This is a genomic window from Pseudomonas sp. USTB-Z, assembly GCF_019691255.1.
In the GTDB taxonomy this organism is placed as follows: Bacteria; Pseudomonadota; Gammaproteobacteria; order Pseudomonadales; family Pseudomonadaceae; genus Aquipseudomonas; species Aquipseudomonas alloputida.
Genome location: NZ_JAECZP010000003.1, coordinates 325,396 through 339,330 on the forward strand (window position 1 = coordinate 325,396; position 13,935 = coordinate 339,330).

Below are 13,935 nucleotides of genomic sequence, written 5' to 3' on the forward strand. Positions count from 1 at the left end.
GTACCTGTGGGAGCGGGCGTGCCCGCGAATGCGTCAGCAGGTGCACAGTGGTTGCAAGGCCGGCGCATTCGGGGGCACGCCCGCTCCCACAAGGGGAACGGGTTGCCTCTCTATAGCTATTCAGCGCTGCTCGATCGGCACGAACTGGCGCTGTTCGACGCCGACATACTCGGCGCTCGGGCGGATGATGCGGTTGTTGGCGCGCTGCTCGAAGACGTGCGCCGCCCAGCCGGTCAGCCGCGAGCAGACGAAGATCGGGGTGAACAGCTTGGTCGGAATGCCCATGAAGTGGTACGCCGAGGCATGGTAGAAGTCGGCGTTGGGGAACAGGCGCTTCTGCTCCCACATGGTCTTGTCGATGGCTTCGGACACCGGGTACAGCACCTTGTCACCCACTTCATCAGCCAACTGCTTCGACCAGCCCTTGATCACCTCGTTGCGCGGGTCGGACTCTTTGTAGATGGCATGGCCAAAGCCCATGATCTTGTCTTTGCGCTCGAGCATGCGCAGCAGCTCGGCGGTGGCTTCCTGCGGGCTCTGGAAGCGTTCGATCAGTTCCATCGCAGCCTCGTTGGCACCGCCGTGCAGCGGGCCACGCAGCGAGCCGATGGCTGCGGTAACGCAGGAGTACAAGTCAGACAGGGTCGAGGCGCAGACGCGGGCAGTGAATGTCGAGGCGTTGAATTCGTGTTCAGCGTAGAGAATCAGCGACACGTTCATGACCTTGACGTGCAGCTCGCTCGGCTTCTTGCCGTGCAGCAGGTGCAGGAAGTGGCCACCCAAGGTGTCTTCATCAGTGGTGCAGTCGATGCGTACGCCATGGTGGGTGAAGCGGTACCAGTAGCACATCACGGCCGGGAACAGCGCCAGCAGGCGGTCGGTCTTGTCGCGCTGGGCTTCGAAGGTCAGTTCTGGTTCGAGGGTGCCCAGTACCGAGCAACCAGTGCGCATGACGTCCATCGGGTGGGCATCGCGCGGGATGCGCTCAAGCACTTCCTTCAAGGCTTGCGGCAGGTCACGCAGGCCCTTGAGCTTGCGCTTGTAGTCGGCCAGTTCGGCCTGGGTTGGCAGCTCGCCGTACAGCAGCAGGTAGGCGACTTCTTCGAACTCGGCACCGGCCGCCAGGTCACGCACATCATAACCACGGTAGGTCAGCCCGGCACCGGCCTGGCCCACGGTCGACAGTGCAGTCTGGCCGGCCACCTGGCCACGCAGGCCTGCGCCACTGAGTACTTTTGCTTCGGCCATGGTGTTTCTCCTTTCTTGAATTTGTTATGGATGCTTTCTGGCTAATTCGGGCGCTAGCGCTTAGCCCTTCTTCTGGGCAAACAGTGCATCGAGGCTCTGCTCGAAGGCGTGATAACCAATGGCATCGTAAAGCTCCATGCGAGTCTGCATGGTGTCGATCACGTTCTTTTGCGTGCCGTCACGGCGCAGCGCGGTATACACGTTCTCGGCTGCTTTGTTCATGGCGCGGAACGCCGACAGCGGGTACAGCACCAACGACACGTCGACCGAGGCCAGCTCTTCGGTTGTGTACAGCGGCGTGGCACCGAACTCGGTGATGTTGGCCAGGATCGGTGCCTTCACCCGATCAGCGAAAGTCTTGTACATCTGCAGTTCGGTGATGGCTTCCGGGAAGATCATGTCGGCGCCCGCTTCGACACACGCCTCGGCACGGTCCAGGGCGGCGTTCAGGCCTTCGACGGCCAGCGCATCAGTACGCGCCATGATCACGAAGCTGTCATCGCTGCGGGCGTCGACAGCAGCTTTGATACGGTCGACCATTTCCTGCTGGCTGACAATTTCCTTGTTGGGACGGTGGCCACAACGCTTGGCGCCAACCTGGTCCTCGATATGAATGGCGGCAGCGCCGAACTTGCTCATCGAGCGCACGGTACGGGCAACGTTGAAGGCCGAAGCGCCGAAGCCGGTGTCGACATCCACCAACAGCGGCAGGTCGCACACGTCGGTGATACGACGCACGTCGGTGAGCACGTCGTCCAGACCAGTGATGCCCAGGTCTGGCAGGCCCAGGGAGCCGGCGGCCACACCGCCACCTGACAGGTAGATGGCCTTGAAGCCGGCGCGCTTGGCCAGCAGGGCATGGTTGGCGTTGATGGCACCAACTACCTGCAGCGGATGTTCAGCGGCAACGGCGTCACGGAAACGCTGACCGGGGGTGCTCTTGACTGTCATTTCTCACCTCGTGTGCTGTTGTTGTGGGCGTCCAGGTAGTGACGCTCGATATTGCGCTTGGACGCGCCGATGTGGCGGCGCATCAGGAGTTCGGCCAGTTCGCCGTCACGGTCGGCAATGGCATCAAGAATGCGATGGTGCTCGGCAAAGGCCTGGCGTGGCCGGTTAGGCGTGGCAGAGAACTGGATACGGTACATGCGCACCAGCTGGTACAGCTCGCCGCAGAGCATCTTGACCAGGGTCTGATTGCCGCTACCCTGAATAATCCGGTAATGGAAGTCGTAGTCGCCTTCCTGCTGGTAGTAGCCCAGGCCGGCCTGGAACGCGGCATCGCGCTCATGGGTGTCGAGCACCCGGCGCAGTTCGTCGATGTCGGCCTGGCTCATGCGCTCGGCGGCCAGGCGGCAGGCCATGCCTTCCAGCGACTCGCGAATTTCGTACAGCTCGATCAGCTCGGCGTGGTTGAGCGATACCACCCGCGCGCCCACATGCGGCACGCGCACCAGCAAGCGCTGGCCTTCAAGGCGGTGGATAGCTTCGCGTAGCGGCCCGCGGCTGATGCCATAGGTGCGCGCCAACTCCGGCTCGGAAATCTTGCTGCCGGGGGCGATATCACCCTTGACAATGGCCGCCTGGATGCGCCGGAAGACGTTTTCGGAGAGGGTTTCCGTTTCGTCTGTCAGCACCGGGCCGGGGGTGGAAAGGTCCTGCATATTGTCGACACCTTTTAAATCTCTTCGCCAGAAACTAACGAAACTAGCCCTTCAAGTCAAAGACAAAATGAACATTGTCGACAATCGTCTAATCGCGAACTATCACCACTACAACGCTGTCAGATCGCGCACCGCTGGCGTCAAGACGTCGGCGTGATAGAATGCCGCGCCTCCGATGGGGTATGGATAGCCTGTCTGTCATGCATTCGTGCCTGTTGACAGATAAACGAGGAAGCTTGCGCAGTAATTGCCAGTCACCTTGACCTGAACCTTGCCTAGAACCTTGCAATGCACCGCGCCAGGAATATGAGACTTACACCCGTTTTATTGCTGCTATGCCTCACCCTGCTGCCGGCCCTTGGCCAGGCTGCGGGCAAGACCGTGTATGGTCTCAACGAATACGCACATCTGGGCGACCTGGACCTGGAAGTGGCCGCCAAGCTCGACACCGGTGCCAAGACCGCCTCGCTCAGCGCCCGCGACATCAAGCGGTTCAAGCGCAATGGCGAAAGCTGGGTACGCTTCTACCTCGCCATCGATGCGGCCCATTCGCACCCGATCGAACGCCCACTGGCACGCGTCAGCAAGATCAAGCGCCGGGCCGGCGACTATGATGCCGAATCAGGCAAGGCCTACACGGCCCGCCCGGTCATCGAACTCGAAATCTGCATGGGCCAGACCAGGCGCACCATCGAAGTCAACCTCACCGACCGCAGCGCGTTCCAGTTCCCGCTGCTGATCGGTTCCGAGGCGCTCAAGCACTTCGACGCACTGGTTGACCCAAGCCTTAAATATGCGGCCGGCAAACCTGCCTGTGCCACCGACGCTCCCAAAGCAGAGTAATCCCGATGCGCTCTCTTACCCTCCATCTGAAAGTCCTGATCACCGTGCTGGTGCTATTGGGCGTGGCGGTCACGGCTTATCAGATCTTCGTGCTCGGCATCCCGGTGACCGAGGATGAAACCGACGACCTGTGGAACATTGACGCCAAGGTCGAGTTCGTGGCCAGCAGCAAGGACCCGGTCAAGGTGCAGATGTTCGTGCCACCGCTGAACCGCGACTACGTCAGCCTCAACGAGAGCTTCATCTCCAACAACTACGGGGTCAGCATCAACCGCGCCGACGGCAACCGCAAGGTTACCTGGTCGGCACGTCGCGCCAGTGGCAACCAGACCCTCTACTACCGACTGGTACTGACCAAGCGCTACAGCAACGAGAAGACCAAGATCAAAGGCCCGACCTTCCGTGACAGCCTGGCCGTCGAAGGCCCCGAGAAGATCGCCGCTGAAGCGCTGATGGCGCCTATACGTCAGCACTCGGCCGACGTCGAGACCTTTGTCAGCGAGACCATCAAGCGGGTCAACAACCTCAACGACGACAACGTCAAGCTGCTGCTGGCCGGCGACACTTCGGCAATGAAGAAGGCCCAGGTCATCGACCTGCTGCTGTCGATCGCCCACGTGCCGATGGAAAAGGTGCACACCATCCGCCTGCTGGCCGACACCCCGCAAACCCCGGAGCTGTGGCTGCGCAGCTTCAACGGCGACGACTGGCTGTACTTCAACCCGGACACCGGTGAGCAAGGCCTGCCGAGCGACCGCCTGCTGTGGTGGACCGGTGACGACAACCTGATCACCGTCGATGGCGGCAAGAAGGCCACTGTCACCTTCAGCATGAACAACAGCGAGATGAACGCCATCCGCCTGGCCAAGCTGACCGACGAGAACACCGACGCCGACTTCCTCGAATACTCGCTGTACGGTCTGCCGCTGCAAACCCAGCAAACCTTCATGATCATGGTCATGATCCCGATCGGCGTATTGGTGATCCTGGTGCTGCGCAACCTGATCGGCATCCAGACCCTGGGCACATTCACCCCGGTGCTGATCGCCCTGGCGTTCCGCGAAACCCAGTTGGGCTTCGGTATCATGCTGTTCACGGTGATCACTGCCCTGGGCCTGTCGCTGCGCTCGTACCTGGAACACCTCAAGCTGCAGATGCTGCCACGCCTGTCGGTGGTATTGACCTTCGTCGTGGTGCTGATTGCCGCCATCAGCCTGTTCAGCCACAAGCTGGGACTTGAACGCGGGCTGTCGGTAGCACTGTTCCCGATGGTGATCCTGACCATGACCATCGAACGCCTGTCGATCACCTGGGAGGAGCGTGGTGGCGGCCATGCCATGAAAGTGGCCATCGGCACCCTGTTCGCCGCCTCCCTGGCACACCTGCTGATGATGGTGCCGGAGCTGGTGTACTTCGTGTTCACCTTCCCGGCGGTGCTGCTGATCCTGGTGGGCTTCATGCTGGCGATGGGCCGTTATCGCGGCTACCGCCTGACCGAGCTCGTGCGCTTCAAAGCCTTCCTGAAAAAGGCAGACACCTGATGTTTGGCCTGATCAAGACGTGGAAAGCCCTGGAGGCCCGGGGCATCATGGGGATCAACCGACGTAACGCGGACTATGTGCTGAAGTACAACAAGCGCAGCCTGTACCCGATCGTCGACGACAAGATCATCACCAAGGAGCGCGCACTGGCGGCCGGCATCCATGTGCCGGAAATGTACGGCATCATCGAGACCGAAAAAGAGATCGATAAGCTCGACCAGATCATCGGCGGTCGCAGCGATTTCGTCATCAAGCCGGCGCAAGGCGCCGGCGGTGACGGCATCCTGGTAATCGCCGACCGCTTCGAGGACCGCTACCGCACAGTGTCGGGCAAGATCATCAGCCATGAGGAAATCGAGCACCAGATTTCCAGCATCCTCACCGGGCTGTACTCCCTCGGCGGGCACCGCGACCGCGCGCTGATCGAGTACCGCGTGACCCCGGACCAGATTTTCAAGAGCATCAGTTACGAAGGTGTACCGGACATCCGCATCATCGTCCTGATGGGCTACCCGGTGATGGCCATGCTGCGCCTGCCGACTCGCCAGTCTGGCGGCAAGGCCAACCTGCACCAGGGCGCCATCGGTGTGGGTGTCGACCTGGCCACCGGCGTGACCCTGCGCGGCACCTGGCTGAACAACATCATCAGCAAGCACCCGGACACCACCAACGCGGTGGACGGCGTGCAACTGCCGAACTGGGACGGCTTCATGAAGCTGGCCGCTGGCTGCTATGAACTGTGCGGCCTGGGCTATATCGGCGTGGACATGGTGCTTGACCAGGACAAGGGCCCGCTGATTCTGGAGCTCAACGCCCGCCCGGGGCTGAACATCCAGATTGCCAACGACTGCGGCCTGACTCAGCGCACCCATGCCATTGAGGCGCACATCGAAGCACTGGCCAAGGAGGGTGTGACCGAAGACGCCGAGCAGCGGGTACGGGTAGCACAGGGCCTGTTCGGGCATGTGCCTAACCGCTGAAATACAGGGGCTGCGTTGCAGCCCATTCGCAGCACAAGGTTGCTCCTGCAAGCACTGCAGTTGATTCGAGCGCTTCGCTCAACCTGCAGGAACTGCCTTGTGCTGCGTATCGGCCAAACACAATGTTGAATGTCGTACCCAGCGCTAGGCGCTTTTCCTGCACAGGTCTACAATCGCCCTCCTCGCTTTTACATCGCCGTCCATACTGATGCCGACCTGCACGCTACACCCCCTGCCCTACCAGCCCGACCCTGCCGCCTATTTCGCCCACCTGCGCCAGGCCCCCGGTGCGATCCTGCTCGACAGCGCCCGCCCCGGCGCCGAACGCGGGCGTTTCGACCTGCTCAGCGCCTGGCCGCTGCAACAACTGCAGGCGCAGCCCGATGAAGATGGCCGCGTCTTCCTCCAGCGCCTGCGCGCTGGCCTGGCACAACTGGGCCACGCCGACTTGCCCAACGGTGTAGAACTGCCCTTTGCCGGTGGCCTGATCGGCTACCTGAGCTACGACTTCGGCCGCCGCCTGGAACACTTGCCAAGTCTGGCCGTGGACGACCTCGGCCTGCCAGACGCACAACTGGGCCTGTATGACTGGGCACTGGTCAGTGATCATCTGCTCGGCACCAGCCAGCTGGTGTTCCACCCGAGCCTGGCCGGCGACGAACGCGAACGCCTTATCAGCCTGTTCCAGGACACCAGCGCCACCACCGGCGACTTCCGGCTGCTCGCACCGATGGCCGGTGACCTGGAGCCGGAGCAATACAAAACCGCTTTCGATCAGGTACAACGCTACATCCAGGCCGGTGACTGCTACCAGATCAACCTCACCCAACGCTTTCGCGCGCCCTGCCAAGGCGATCCATGGCGGGCCTACCAGGCCCTGCGCCAGGCCTGCCCGACCCCTTTTTCCGGCTACCAGCAACTGGCCGACGGCAGTACCCTGCTGAGCTTTTCGCCCGAGCGCTTCATCCGCGTCAGCCAGGGCCAGGTGGAAACCCGGCCGATCAAGGGCACCCGCCCACGCGCCAGCGACCCGGCTGAAGACCAGCGTAATGCCCAAGAGCTGCTGCACAGCCCGAAGGATCGCTCGGAAAACCTGATGATCGTCGACCTGCTGCGCAACGACCTGGGACGCACGTGTGAGATCGGCTCAGTGAAGGTACCGGAACTGTTCAGCCTGGAGAGTTACCCCAATGTGCACCATCTGGTCAGCAGCATCACCGGCCAGCTGGCCAGCGACAAGGACGCGCTGGACCTGATCGGCGACAGCTTCCCTGGCGGCTCGATTACCGGCGCCCCGAAAATCCGTGCCATGCAGATCATCGACGAACTGGAACCCGCGCGCCGCGCGCTGTACTGCGGCTCGCTGCTGTATGTGGATGTGCGCGGCGAAATGGACAGTTCGATCGCCATTCGCAGCTTGCTGATCAAAGATGGACAGGTCAGTTGCTGGGGCGGCGGCGCGGTGGTAGCCGACTCGCAGTGGCAGGCCGAGTATGAAGAGTCGATCGCCAAAGTGCGGGTGCTGATGCAGACCCTGCAGGGCTTGTGAGCCCATCTAGACCACGTTTTTTTTGTTACCATCCCCCTACTACGAGCGCACAGCGCCACAGCCAAGATGGAAACCGCCTGATGAGCCAACCCTTCGACGTCGCCGCCCTGGCCGCGACCTATGCCAACAAGTCCCCGCAGGACATCCTCAAGCTTGCCTTCGAGCACTTCGGTGATGACCTGTGGATCTCCTTCAGCGGCGCCGAGGATGTGGTGCTGGTCGACATGGCCTGGAAGCTGAACAAGCAGGTAAAGGTATTCAGCCTCGACACTGGGCGCCTGCACCCGGAGACCTACCGGTTCATCGACCAGGTACGCGAACAGTACAACCTGCCGATCGAAATCCTCAGCCCGGACCGCGCCAAGCTCGACCCGTTCGTCAAGGAAAAGGGCCTGTTCAGCTTCTACAAGGACGGCCATGGCGAGTGCTGCGGCATTCGCAAGATCGAGCCGCTGCGACGCAAGCTGGCCACCGTCAGCGCCTGGGCCACCGGCCAGCGCCGCGACCAAAGCCCGGGCACCCGCAGCCAGGTGGCAGCACTGGAAATCGACAGCGCCTTTTCCACGCCTGAGCGCACGCTGTACAAGTTCAACCCGCTGGCGCAGATGAGCAGTGAAGAGGTATGGGGTTATATCCGCATGCTCGAGCTGCCGTACAACAGCCTGCACGAGCGTGGCTTCATCAGCATTGGCTGCGAGCCATGCACCCGCCCGGTGCTGCCAAACCAGCATGAGCGTGAAGGGCGCTGGTGGTGGGAAGAGTCGACGCAGAAGGAATGCGGGTTGCATGCGGGCAACCTGATCAACAAGGCTTGAGATAGCCCGGGCGGTCTGTAGGAGCGGGTTTACCCGCGAAGCAGGCGACGCGGTGCATGGCACCGTCTTTGCCGGTGATCGCGACCAAAGCCGCCCGCTCCCACAGCGGCCCCATCACTCCCGAATCAGTGAACCGGCAGCTCGACACCTTCGAACAACGCTTCCAGCTCTTGCTTGTTATGGCACTGAATGGCCTTGGCCATCACTTCACGGGTCAGGTGCGGGGCAAACTTCTCAATGAAGTCGCACATGAAGCCGCGCAGGAAGGTACCCCGACGGAAGCCGATCTTGGTGATACTGGCTTCGAACAGCTCACTGGCATCCAGCGCCACCAAGTCACTGTCGAGCTTGGCGTCCACAGCCATGCCAGCAACGATACCCACGCCCAGCCCCAGGCGCACATACGTCTTGATGACGTCGGCGTCAGCCGCGGTGAAGACCACCTTTGGCGTGAGGCCGCGGTGATTGAAAGCTTCATCCAATTTCGAGCGCCCGGTGAAACCGAACACGTAGGTGACGATCGGGTATTCGGCGACGGCTTCCAGGGTCAGTTTCGGCAGCTTGGCCAGCGGGTGCCCCTGTGGCACCACAACGCAACGGTTCCACTTGTAGCACGGCATCATGATCAGATCGCCGAACAGCTCCAGCGCCTCGGTGGCGATGGCGAAATCGACCGTACCGTCCGCAGCCATCTCGGCAATCTGCATGGGCGAACCCTGATGCATGTGCAGGGACACCTCCGGATACTGCTTGATAAAGCTGCTGATAACCGGCGGCAACGCGTAGCGCGCCTGGGTGTGGGTGGTGGCGATGGACAGCGTGCCCTTCTTCTCGTTGGAGAACTCTTGGGCAATCTGCTTGATGCTCTCGACCTTGCGCAGGATTTCGCCTGCGGTATTGATGATGCGCTCACCGGCCGGGGTCACGCGGGTCAGATGCTTGCCGCTGCGGGCAAAGACTTCAACACCCAATTCGTCTTCGAGCAGGCGGATCTGCTTGCTGATACCTGGCTGGGAGGTATACAGGCTCTGCGCCGTCGCGGAGACGTTGAGGTCATGGTGCGCCACTTCCCAGATGTAGCGCAGTTGTTGAAGCTTCATAGGTTTCCCTCGGTTCAGCGGTGAGTCCGCGGCAGCAGGCAGCGACGATATATAACTATATTAGTGGTTCTGGAAATAAATCTAGAACTATTTTGTTACATGCCCACGGAAATGGACTGCACCTATCTTCACGTTTTCCTACGCCCCAGATGCTGCGCCAAGGGCACCATGTACACCGGCACCGGCGACAGCTGCAGCAGCCGCACCGCCGTGCGCCCAAGCGGTACATCCACCCCGGCACCGGCACTGTGGCTACCGAATATCAACAGGTCGACGCTTAGCCGCTGGGCCTGGTCGAGAATCACCTGCGCCGGGTCGCCCTGACGCACACGCACGGCCTTGATCACCGCCAGGTCAGCCTCTTCGCCCAGCTCGTCGCGAAAGTTTTCCAGCACACGCTGCTCTATGTTCGCCATCACTGTGTTCACCCCCTGGCTGTGCAATTGATCGAGCGTCTGCTCATCGAGGTAACTTTGCAGGAGGGATTCGGCGAACTGGCCCATCGGCTCGACCGCGTGGATCACATACAACTCGGCACCGAACGTGCGCGCCAGGGCCAGCGCGTGTTGCATCACGAAAGGGGCGTAGACACCGAGGTCGGTGGCGTACAGCATGGAGCGGATCATTCGACCTCCTCGACTGCCGCAGCGGCAGAGCAAGCTTCAGCTTAGCAGCGCGCCGGACGCTCGCTTTGCCGTCCGGCGCGCTGCCGCCGTGGGCTGGAGGGCCCCGCCGAAGCCTCGGCCACCCTCAGGCCGGCCGGTCGCTGCTGTCGATGAAACTCAGCGCTTGGTACAGCATTTCAGTGCGCGGCATGCTGCAGCCTGCCGCCCGTGCGCGTGCCAGCGGCTCGGCGTAAATGGCCCCCAGCTCCAACGGGCGTTTGTGGACATGGTCGTGATACATGCTCGGCCAGTAGTCGGGCATGCGCTCGGTCACCTGGAACAAGTGCTCGGCATAGCCCGCGGGCAGTACATGGCCACAGGCTGCCGCCCCCTGCACCACCTCGGCCATCAAGGCCTGTATCAGCTCGCGGCTATTGCTGTCGGCCATCAGTGGCGAAGTGCTGGCCCCCAGCAGCACCGACAGCCCGTTGTAAGGCACGTTCCACACCAGCTTCTGCCAGCGCGCCAAGGCCAGGTTCGGCATGGCCTGCGAGTCGATCCCCGCCGCCTGGAACAACCCGGCGCCTTCATTCACCAGCGCAATACCGCAATCGGTGGCCGGCCCGCTGTGATACCCCAGGTTGACCGCCCCCAGCGCCTGGTGGCGGATTACACCTGGCGCCTGGCGGTTGACGCAGATGAAGCACAGGCCGCCGAGCAGGTGCATGTCGCTGCGCAAGGCCGGACGCAACTGCTCCTCGACACCCAGGCCGTTCTGCAACAGCACCACCTTGGCACCGGGCGCAGCAGCCTGGACGATCAACGGTGCCAACTGCTCGTTGCTGGTGGCCTTGGCCCCGATCAGAAGCCAGTCACAGGGCGGCATGTCGGCGGCGCTGACGTGAGCCTGCACACTCATGTGCAGTGCGCCATGCACGGCACTGTCCAGGATCAGTCCGCGTTCACAAACGGCCTGGTACTCGCTGCGCAACAGAAAATGCACATCGAAACCGGCGCGAGCCAGCATCAACCCATAAAAACCGCCGATGGCGCCACTGCCGATGATGCCGATGCGAGGGGGGTGCGAATGCATGCCAATCTCCAAGTAAAGGGTCAGCACTCTTTTTACACAGGTTACGTAGCCCTGGGCAGTCCATTCGCGCGCAACCCCCTCGCTCAGGTAAAAACCCCACAATGACTGGGTTCAGCCCATTGTCGTGCCATCTGTAACGCGCTAAGGTTCGGCTCCCCGCTGCGATTATTCTTGCTGCTGGGCCGCACGGGGATAGTTGGCGGCCGGCACCCGTGACCTGACGAGTAACACGATGGCTGATTTACCGATCGATGACTTGAACGTTGCCTCCAACGAGACCCTGATTACCCCTGATCAGCTCAAGAAGGAAATCCCCCTCAGCGCCAAGGCCCTGCAGACCGTGACTGCCGGCCGTGAAGTGGTGCGCAATATTCTCGACGGCAAGGACCATCGCCTGTTCGTCGTGGTCGGGCCTTGCTCCATCCACGACATCAAGGCCGCCCACGAATACGCCGAGCGCCTGAAAGTGCTGGCCGAAGAAGTGTCCGATACGCTGTACCTGGTCATGCGCGTGTACTTCGAAAAGCCGCGCACCACCGTCGGCTGGAAAGGCCTGATCAACGATCCGTACCTGGATGACTCGTTCAAGATCCAGGACGGCCTGCACATCGGCCGCAAGCTGCTGCTGGACCTGGCCGAAATGGGCCTGCCGACTGCCACCGAAGCGCTCGACCCGATTTCCCCGCAGTACCTGCAAGACCTGATCAGCTGGTCGGCCATCGGTGCCCGCACCACCGAATCGCAAACACACCGCGAGATGGCCTCGGGCCTGTCCTCGGCGGTGGGTTTCAAGAACGGCACCGACGGCGGCCTGACCGTTGCCATCAATGCCCTGCAGTCGGTGTCCAAGCCGCACCGCTTCCTGGGCATCAACCAGGAAGGCGGCGTGTCGATCGTCACCACCAAGGGCAACCCATACGGCCACGTGGTACTGCGCGGCGGCAATGGCAAGCCGAACTACGACTCGGTCAGCGTCGCCCTGTGCGAACAGGACCTGGCCAAGGCCAAGATCAAGGCCAACATCATGGTCGACTGCAGCCATGCCAACTCCAACAAGGACCCGGCCCTGCAACCGCTGGTGATGGAGAACGTCGCCAACCAGATTCTCGAAGGCAACCAGTCGATCATCGGCCTGATGGTCGAAAGCCACCTGAACTGGGGCTGTCAGTCCATTCCGAAAAACCTGGACGAGTTGCAGTATGGCGTGTCGATCACGGACGCCTGCATCGACTGGTCGGCGACCGAGAAAACCCTGCGCAGCATGCATGCCAAGCTCAAGGATGTGCTGCCGCAGCGTAAGCGCGGCTGAACATTGCGGGAATAAAAAACGCCGGGCACTGCCCGGCGTTTTTTTGTTGTGTCGGGTGCCTATGGTCAGCTCAGGCCTTGCTCGAATGCCGCTGCTGGCGCTCCATGTAACGCTCCACATACGAGCAAGACGGGATCACCGTGTAGCCCATCTGCTCGGCGTACTCCAGCGCCCGCTCGGTCAGGGCGGCAGCGATCCCACGGCCGCGCAGGGCGTTGGGCACGAAGGTGCGATAGATGTCCAGCGTCTGCTTGCCCAGATCCATGTACGTCAGGTAGGCACGATGACCGTCCACGTTGGTCTCGAACTGATGACCGGCCTGGTCATGGTGGATGGTCAGCGCTTCGCTCATCACTACTCCTCGCAGGTCTTCTCGGCAGACCCTTACCTTAACCGATGGTGGTTTATCCGGCACAGAATCCTCTACGCCACCTGTTGCCGCTTCGACCATTGGACGATTGTAATCGTTCGGATCGTCTGGCACTCACAAGATAGTAGGCACCGCGAGCGGGATTGCTCAAGGTGGTGGCGCTTAAAAAAGGTCAAAACGCCGCCCGGGTGACTTTCCCAAGCCCGCGCAACAGCCACCGGATGTTCTAGGGCTTAAGACGCTGATCGACAGTTAAAGTCACCCTTAGTTCAACAAAAAAGTTCCTGTACCACAACCGCTTGCGAACCCTGCACATTTTTTTCACAGACACGTCGCAAATCTTGTCGGCGCGGAGTCAAGCAACATTTTTTTTGCAGTTCTTGCGCTCTGTCAGTTTACTTACTACAAGTAATGGGTACTATGTACGCCGGCCAGTTTCTCTTTCCTGAGAGATGGCTATTTAATAGAAAGTCCTTGAAGGGGAACACGATGAACAACGTTCTGAAATTCTCTGCTCTGGCTCTGGCCGCAGTTCTGGCTACCGGTTGCAGCAGCGTATCCAAAGAAACCGAAGCTCGTCTGACTGCGACTGAAGACGCAGCAGCTCGCGCTCAAGCTCGTGCTGACGAAGCCTACCGTAAGGCTGACGACGCAATGGCAGCCGCTCAGAAGGCTCAGCAGACCGCTGACGAAGCCAACGAGCGCGCTCTGCGTATGCTGGACAAAGCCAGCCGCAAGTAATAATCCTCACGGATTGTTAAGAAGCCGACCCACTTGTGGGTCGGCTTTTTTATTGCCTTTGAATCCGACAAACGCGG

Annotated in this window: 14 protein-coding genes; 7 read left to right on the forward strand and 7 right to left on the reverse strand. The window is 61.2% G+C overall.

Going from position 1 to position 13,935, the window contains the following annotated elements; translation table 11 throughout:
- Positions 1-120: 120 nt before the first annotated feature.
- From prpC to I8746_RS05570, 3 genes are read right to left on the reverse strand one after another with little or no spacing between them, the layout of a single operon-like run.
- Positions 121-1,248 carry a 2-methylcitrate synthase gene (gene prpC, locus I8746_RS05560; protein WP_003250313.1) on the reverse strand — a complete coding sequence of 376 codons (1,128 nt, stop codon included), beginning with the start codon at positions 1,246-1,248 and terminating at the stop codon, positions 121-123.
- A 60-nt stretch (positions 1,249-1,308) separates the two neighbouring features.
- The gene (gene prpB, locus I8746_RS05565) at positions 1,309-2,199 is read right to left on the reverse strand and encodes a methylisocitrate lyase (RefSeq protein WP_012053054.1); all 891 of its coding nucleotides are present in this window, start codon (positions 2,197-2,199) and stop codon (positions 1,309-1,311) included.
- Positions 2,196-2,912, reverse strand: coding sequence for a GntR family transcriptional regulator (locus I8746_RS05570; RefSeq protein ID WP_003250308.1), 717 nt, complete (start codon positions 2,910-2,912; stop codon positions 2,196-2,198). Before I8746_RS05570 ends, prpB begins: the two co-directional genes overlap by 4 nt.
- A gap of 306 nt (positions 2,913-3,218) precedes the next feature.
- On the opposite strand from I8746_RS05570, the gene I8746_RS05575 reads away from it, so the two are divergent.
- The 5 genes from I8746_RS05575 (at position 3,219) to I8746_RS05595 (ending at position 8,640) form a co-directional block, all read left to right on the forward strand.
- The gene (locus I8746_RS05575; protein ID WP_010953297.1) at positions 3,219-3,755 is read left to right on the forward strand and encodes an ATP-dependent zinc protease; all 537 of its coding nucleotides are present in this window, start codon (positions 3,219-3,221) and stop codon (positions 3,753-3,755) included.
- 5 nt (positions 3,756-3,760) lie between these two features.
- Positions 3,761-5,296, forward strand: a complete 1,536-nt coding sequence (locus I8746_RS05580) for an inactive transglutaminase family protein (RefSeq protein ID WP_012053057.1) — start codon at positions 3,761-3,763, stop codon at positions 5,294-5,296.
- On the forward strand, positions 5,296-6,276 hold the full coding sequence (locus I8746_RS05585) for an alpha-L-glutamate ligase-like protein (protein WP_003250303.1): 981 nt from the start codon (positions 5,296-5,298) through the stop codon (positions 6,274-6,276). Before I8746_RS05580 ends, I8746_RS05585 begins: the two co-directional genes overlap by 1 nt.
- A gap of 208 nt (positions 6,277-6,484) precedes the next feature.
- Positions 6,485-7,825 carry an aminodeoxychorismate synthase component I gene (gene pabB / locus I8746_RS05590; protein WP_012053058.1) on the forward strand — a complete coding sequence of 447 codons (1,341 nt, stop codon included), beginning with the start codon at positions 6,485-6,487 and terminating at the stop codon, positions 7,823-7,825.
- A gap of 80 nt (positions 7,826-7,905) precedes the next feature.
- The gene (locus I8746_RS05595; protein ID WP_221100280.1) at positions 7,906-8,640 is read left to right on the forward strand and encodes a phosphoadenylyl-sulfate reductase; all 735 of its coding nucleotides are present in this window, start codon (positions 7,906-7,908) and stop codon (positions 8,638-8,640) included.
- 125 nt (positions 8,641-8,765) lie between these two features.
- Here the strand turns inward: I8746_RS05595 and cysB are convergent, their stop codons facing one another.
- The 3 genes from cysB to I8746_RS05610 all read right to left on the reverse strand — a co-directional run bounded on the left by cysB (position 8,766) and on the right by I8746_RS05610 (position 11,438).
- The gene (gene cysB, locus I8746_RS05600; RefSeq protein WP_003250297.1) at positions 8,766-9,740 is read right to left on the reverse strand and encodes an HTH-type transcriptional regulator CysB; all 975 of its coding nucleotides are present in this window, start codon (positions 9,738-9,740) and stop codon (positions 8,766-8,768) included.
- A 128-nt stretch (positions 9,741-9,868) separates the two neighbouring features.
- The gene (locus tag I8746_RS05605) at positions 9,869-10,366 is read right to left on the reverse strand and encodes a universal stress protein (RefSeq protein WP_003250295.1); all 498 of its coding nucleotides are present in this window, start codon (positions 10,364-10,366) and stop codon (positions 9,869-9,871) included.
- Positions 10,367-10,490: 124 nt separating this feature from the next.
- Positions 10,491-11,438: a putative 2-dehydropantoate 2-reductase gene (locus I8746_RS05610; protein ID WP_221100281.1), complete on the reverse strand. Its 948-nt coding sequence runs from the start codon at positions 11,436-11,438 to the stop codon at positions 10,491-10,493.
- A 232-nt stretch (positions 11,439-11,670) separates the two neighbouring features.
- On the opposite strand from I8746_RS05610, the gene I8746_RS05615 reads away from it, so the two are divergent.
- Complete coding sequence (locus tag I8746_RS05615) at positions 11,671-12,747, forward strand: 3-deoxy-7-phosphoheptulonate synthase (RefSeq protein ID WP_003250292.1); 1,077 nt, start codon at positions 11,671-11,673, stop codon at positions 12,745-12,747.
- Positions 12,748-12,817: 70 nt separating this feature from the next.
- On the opposite strand, the gene I8746_RS05620 is transcribed toward I8746_RS05615, so the two are convergent.
- Positions 12,818-13,099, reverse strand: coding sequence for a GNAT family N-acetyltransferase (locus I8746_RS05620; protein WP_003250290.1), 282 nt, complete (start codon positions 13,097-13,099; stop codon positions 12,818-12,820).
- Between the two features lie 507 nt (positions 13,100-13,606).
- On the opposite strand from I8746_RS05620, the gene I8746_RS05625 reads away from it, so the two are divergent.
- A complete protein-coding gene (locus tag I8746_RS05625; protein WP_003250288.1) occupies positions 13,607-13,858 on the forward strand; it encodes an Lpp/OprI family alanine-zipper lipoprotein in 252 nt (83 codons plus the stop codon).
- Positions 13,859-13,935: the final 77 nt, after the last annotated feature.

Bases quoted from the DNA above. Each gene is read 5' to 3' on its own strand.
- prpC (WP_003250313.1), bottom strand. From the start codon at position 1,248: ATGGCCGAAGCAAAAGTACTCAGTGGCGCAGGCCTGCGTGGCCAGGTG.
- prpB (WP_012053054.1), bottom strand. From the start codon at position 2,199: ATGACAGTCAAGAGCACCCCCGGTCAGCGTTTCCGTGACGCCGTTGCC.
- I8746_RS05570 (WP_003250308.1), bottom strand. From the start codon at position 2,912: ATGCAGGACCTTTCCACCCCCGGCCCGGTGCTGACAGACGAAACGGAA.
- I8746_RS05575 (WP_010953297.1), top strand. From the start codon at position 3,219: ATGAGACTTACACCCGTTTTATTGCTGCTATGCCTCACCCTGCTGCCG.
- I8746_RS05580 (WP_012053057.1), top strand. From the start codon at position 3,761: ATGCGCTCTCTTACCCTCCATCTGAAAGTCCTGATCACCGTGCTGGTG.
- I8746_RS05585 (WP_003250303.1), top strand. From the start codon at position 5,296: ATGTTTGGCCTGATCAAGACGTGGAAAGCCCTGGAGGCCCGGGGCATC.
- pabB (WP_012053058.1), top strand. From the start codon at position 6,485: ATGCCGACCTGCACGCTACACCCCCTGCCCTACCAGCCCGACCCTGCC.
- I8746_RS05595 (WP_221100280.1), top strand. From the start codon at position 7,906: ATGAGCCAACCCTTCGACGTCGCCGCCCTGGCCGCGACCTATGCCAAC.
- cysB (WP_003250297.1), bottom strand. From the start codon at position 9,740: ATGAAGCTTCAACAACTGCGCTACATCTGGGAAGTGGCGCACCATGAC.
- I8746_RS05605 (WP_003250295.1), bottom strand. From the start codon at position 10,366: ATGATCCGCTCCATGCTGTACGCCACCGACCTCGGTGTCTACGCCCCT.
- I8746_RS05610 (WP_221100281.1), bottom strand. From the start codon at position 11,438: ATGCATTCGCACCCCCCTCGCATCGGCATCATCGGCAGTGGCGCCATC.
- I8746_RS05615 (WP_003250292.1), top strand. From the start codon at position 11,671: ATGGCTGATTTACCGATCGATGACTTGAACGTTGCCTCCAACGAGACC.
- I8746_RS05620 (WP_003250290.1), bottom strand. From the start codon at position 13,099: ATGAGCGAAGCGCTGACCATCCACCATGACCAGGCCGGTCATCAGTTC.
- I8746_RS05625 (WP_003250288.1), top strand. From the start codon at position 13,607: ATGAACAACGTTCTGAAATTCTCTGCTCTGGCTCTGGCCGCAGTTCTG.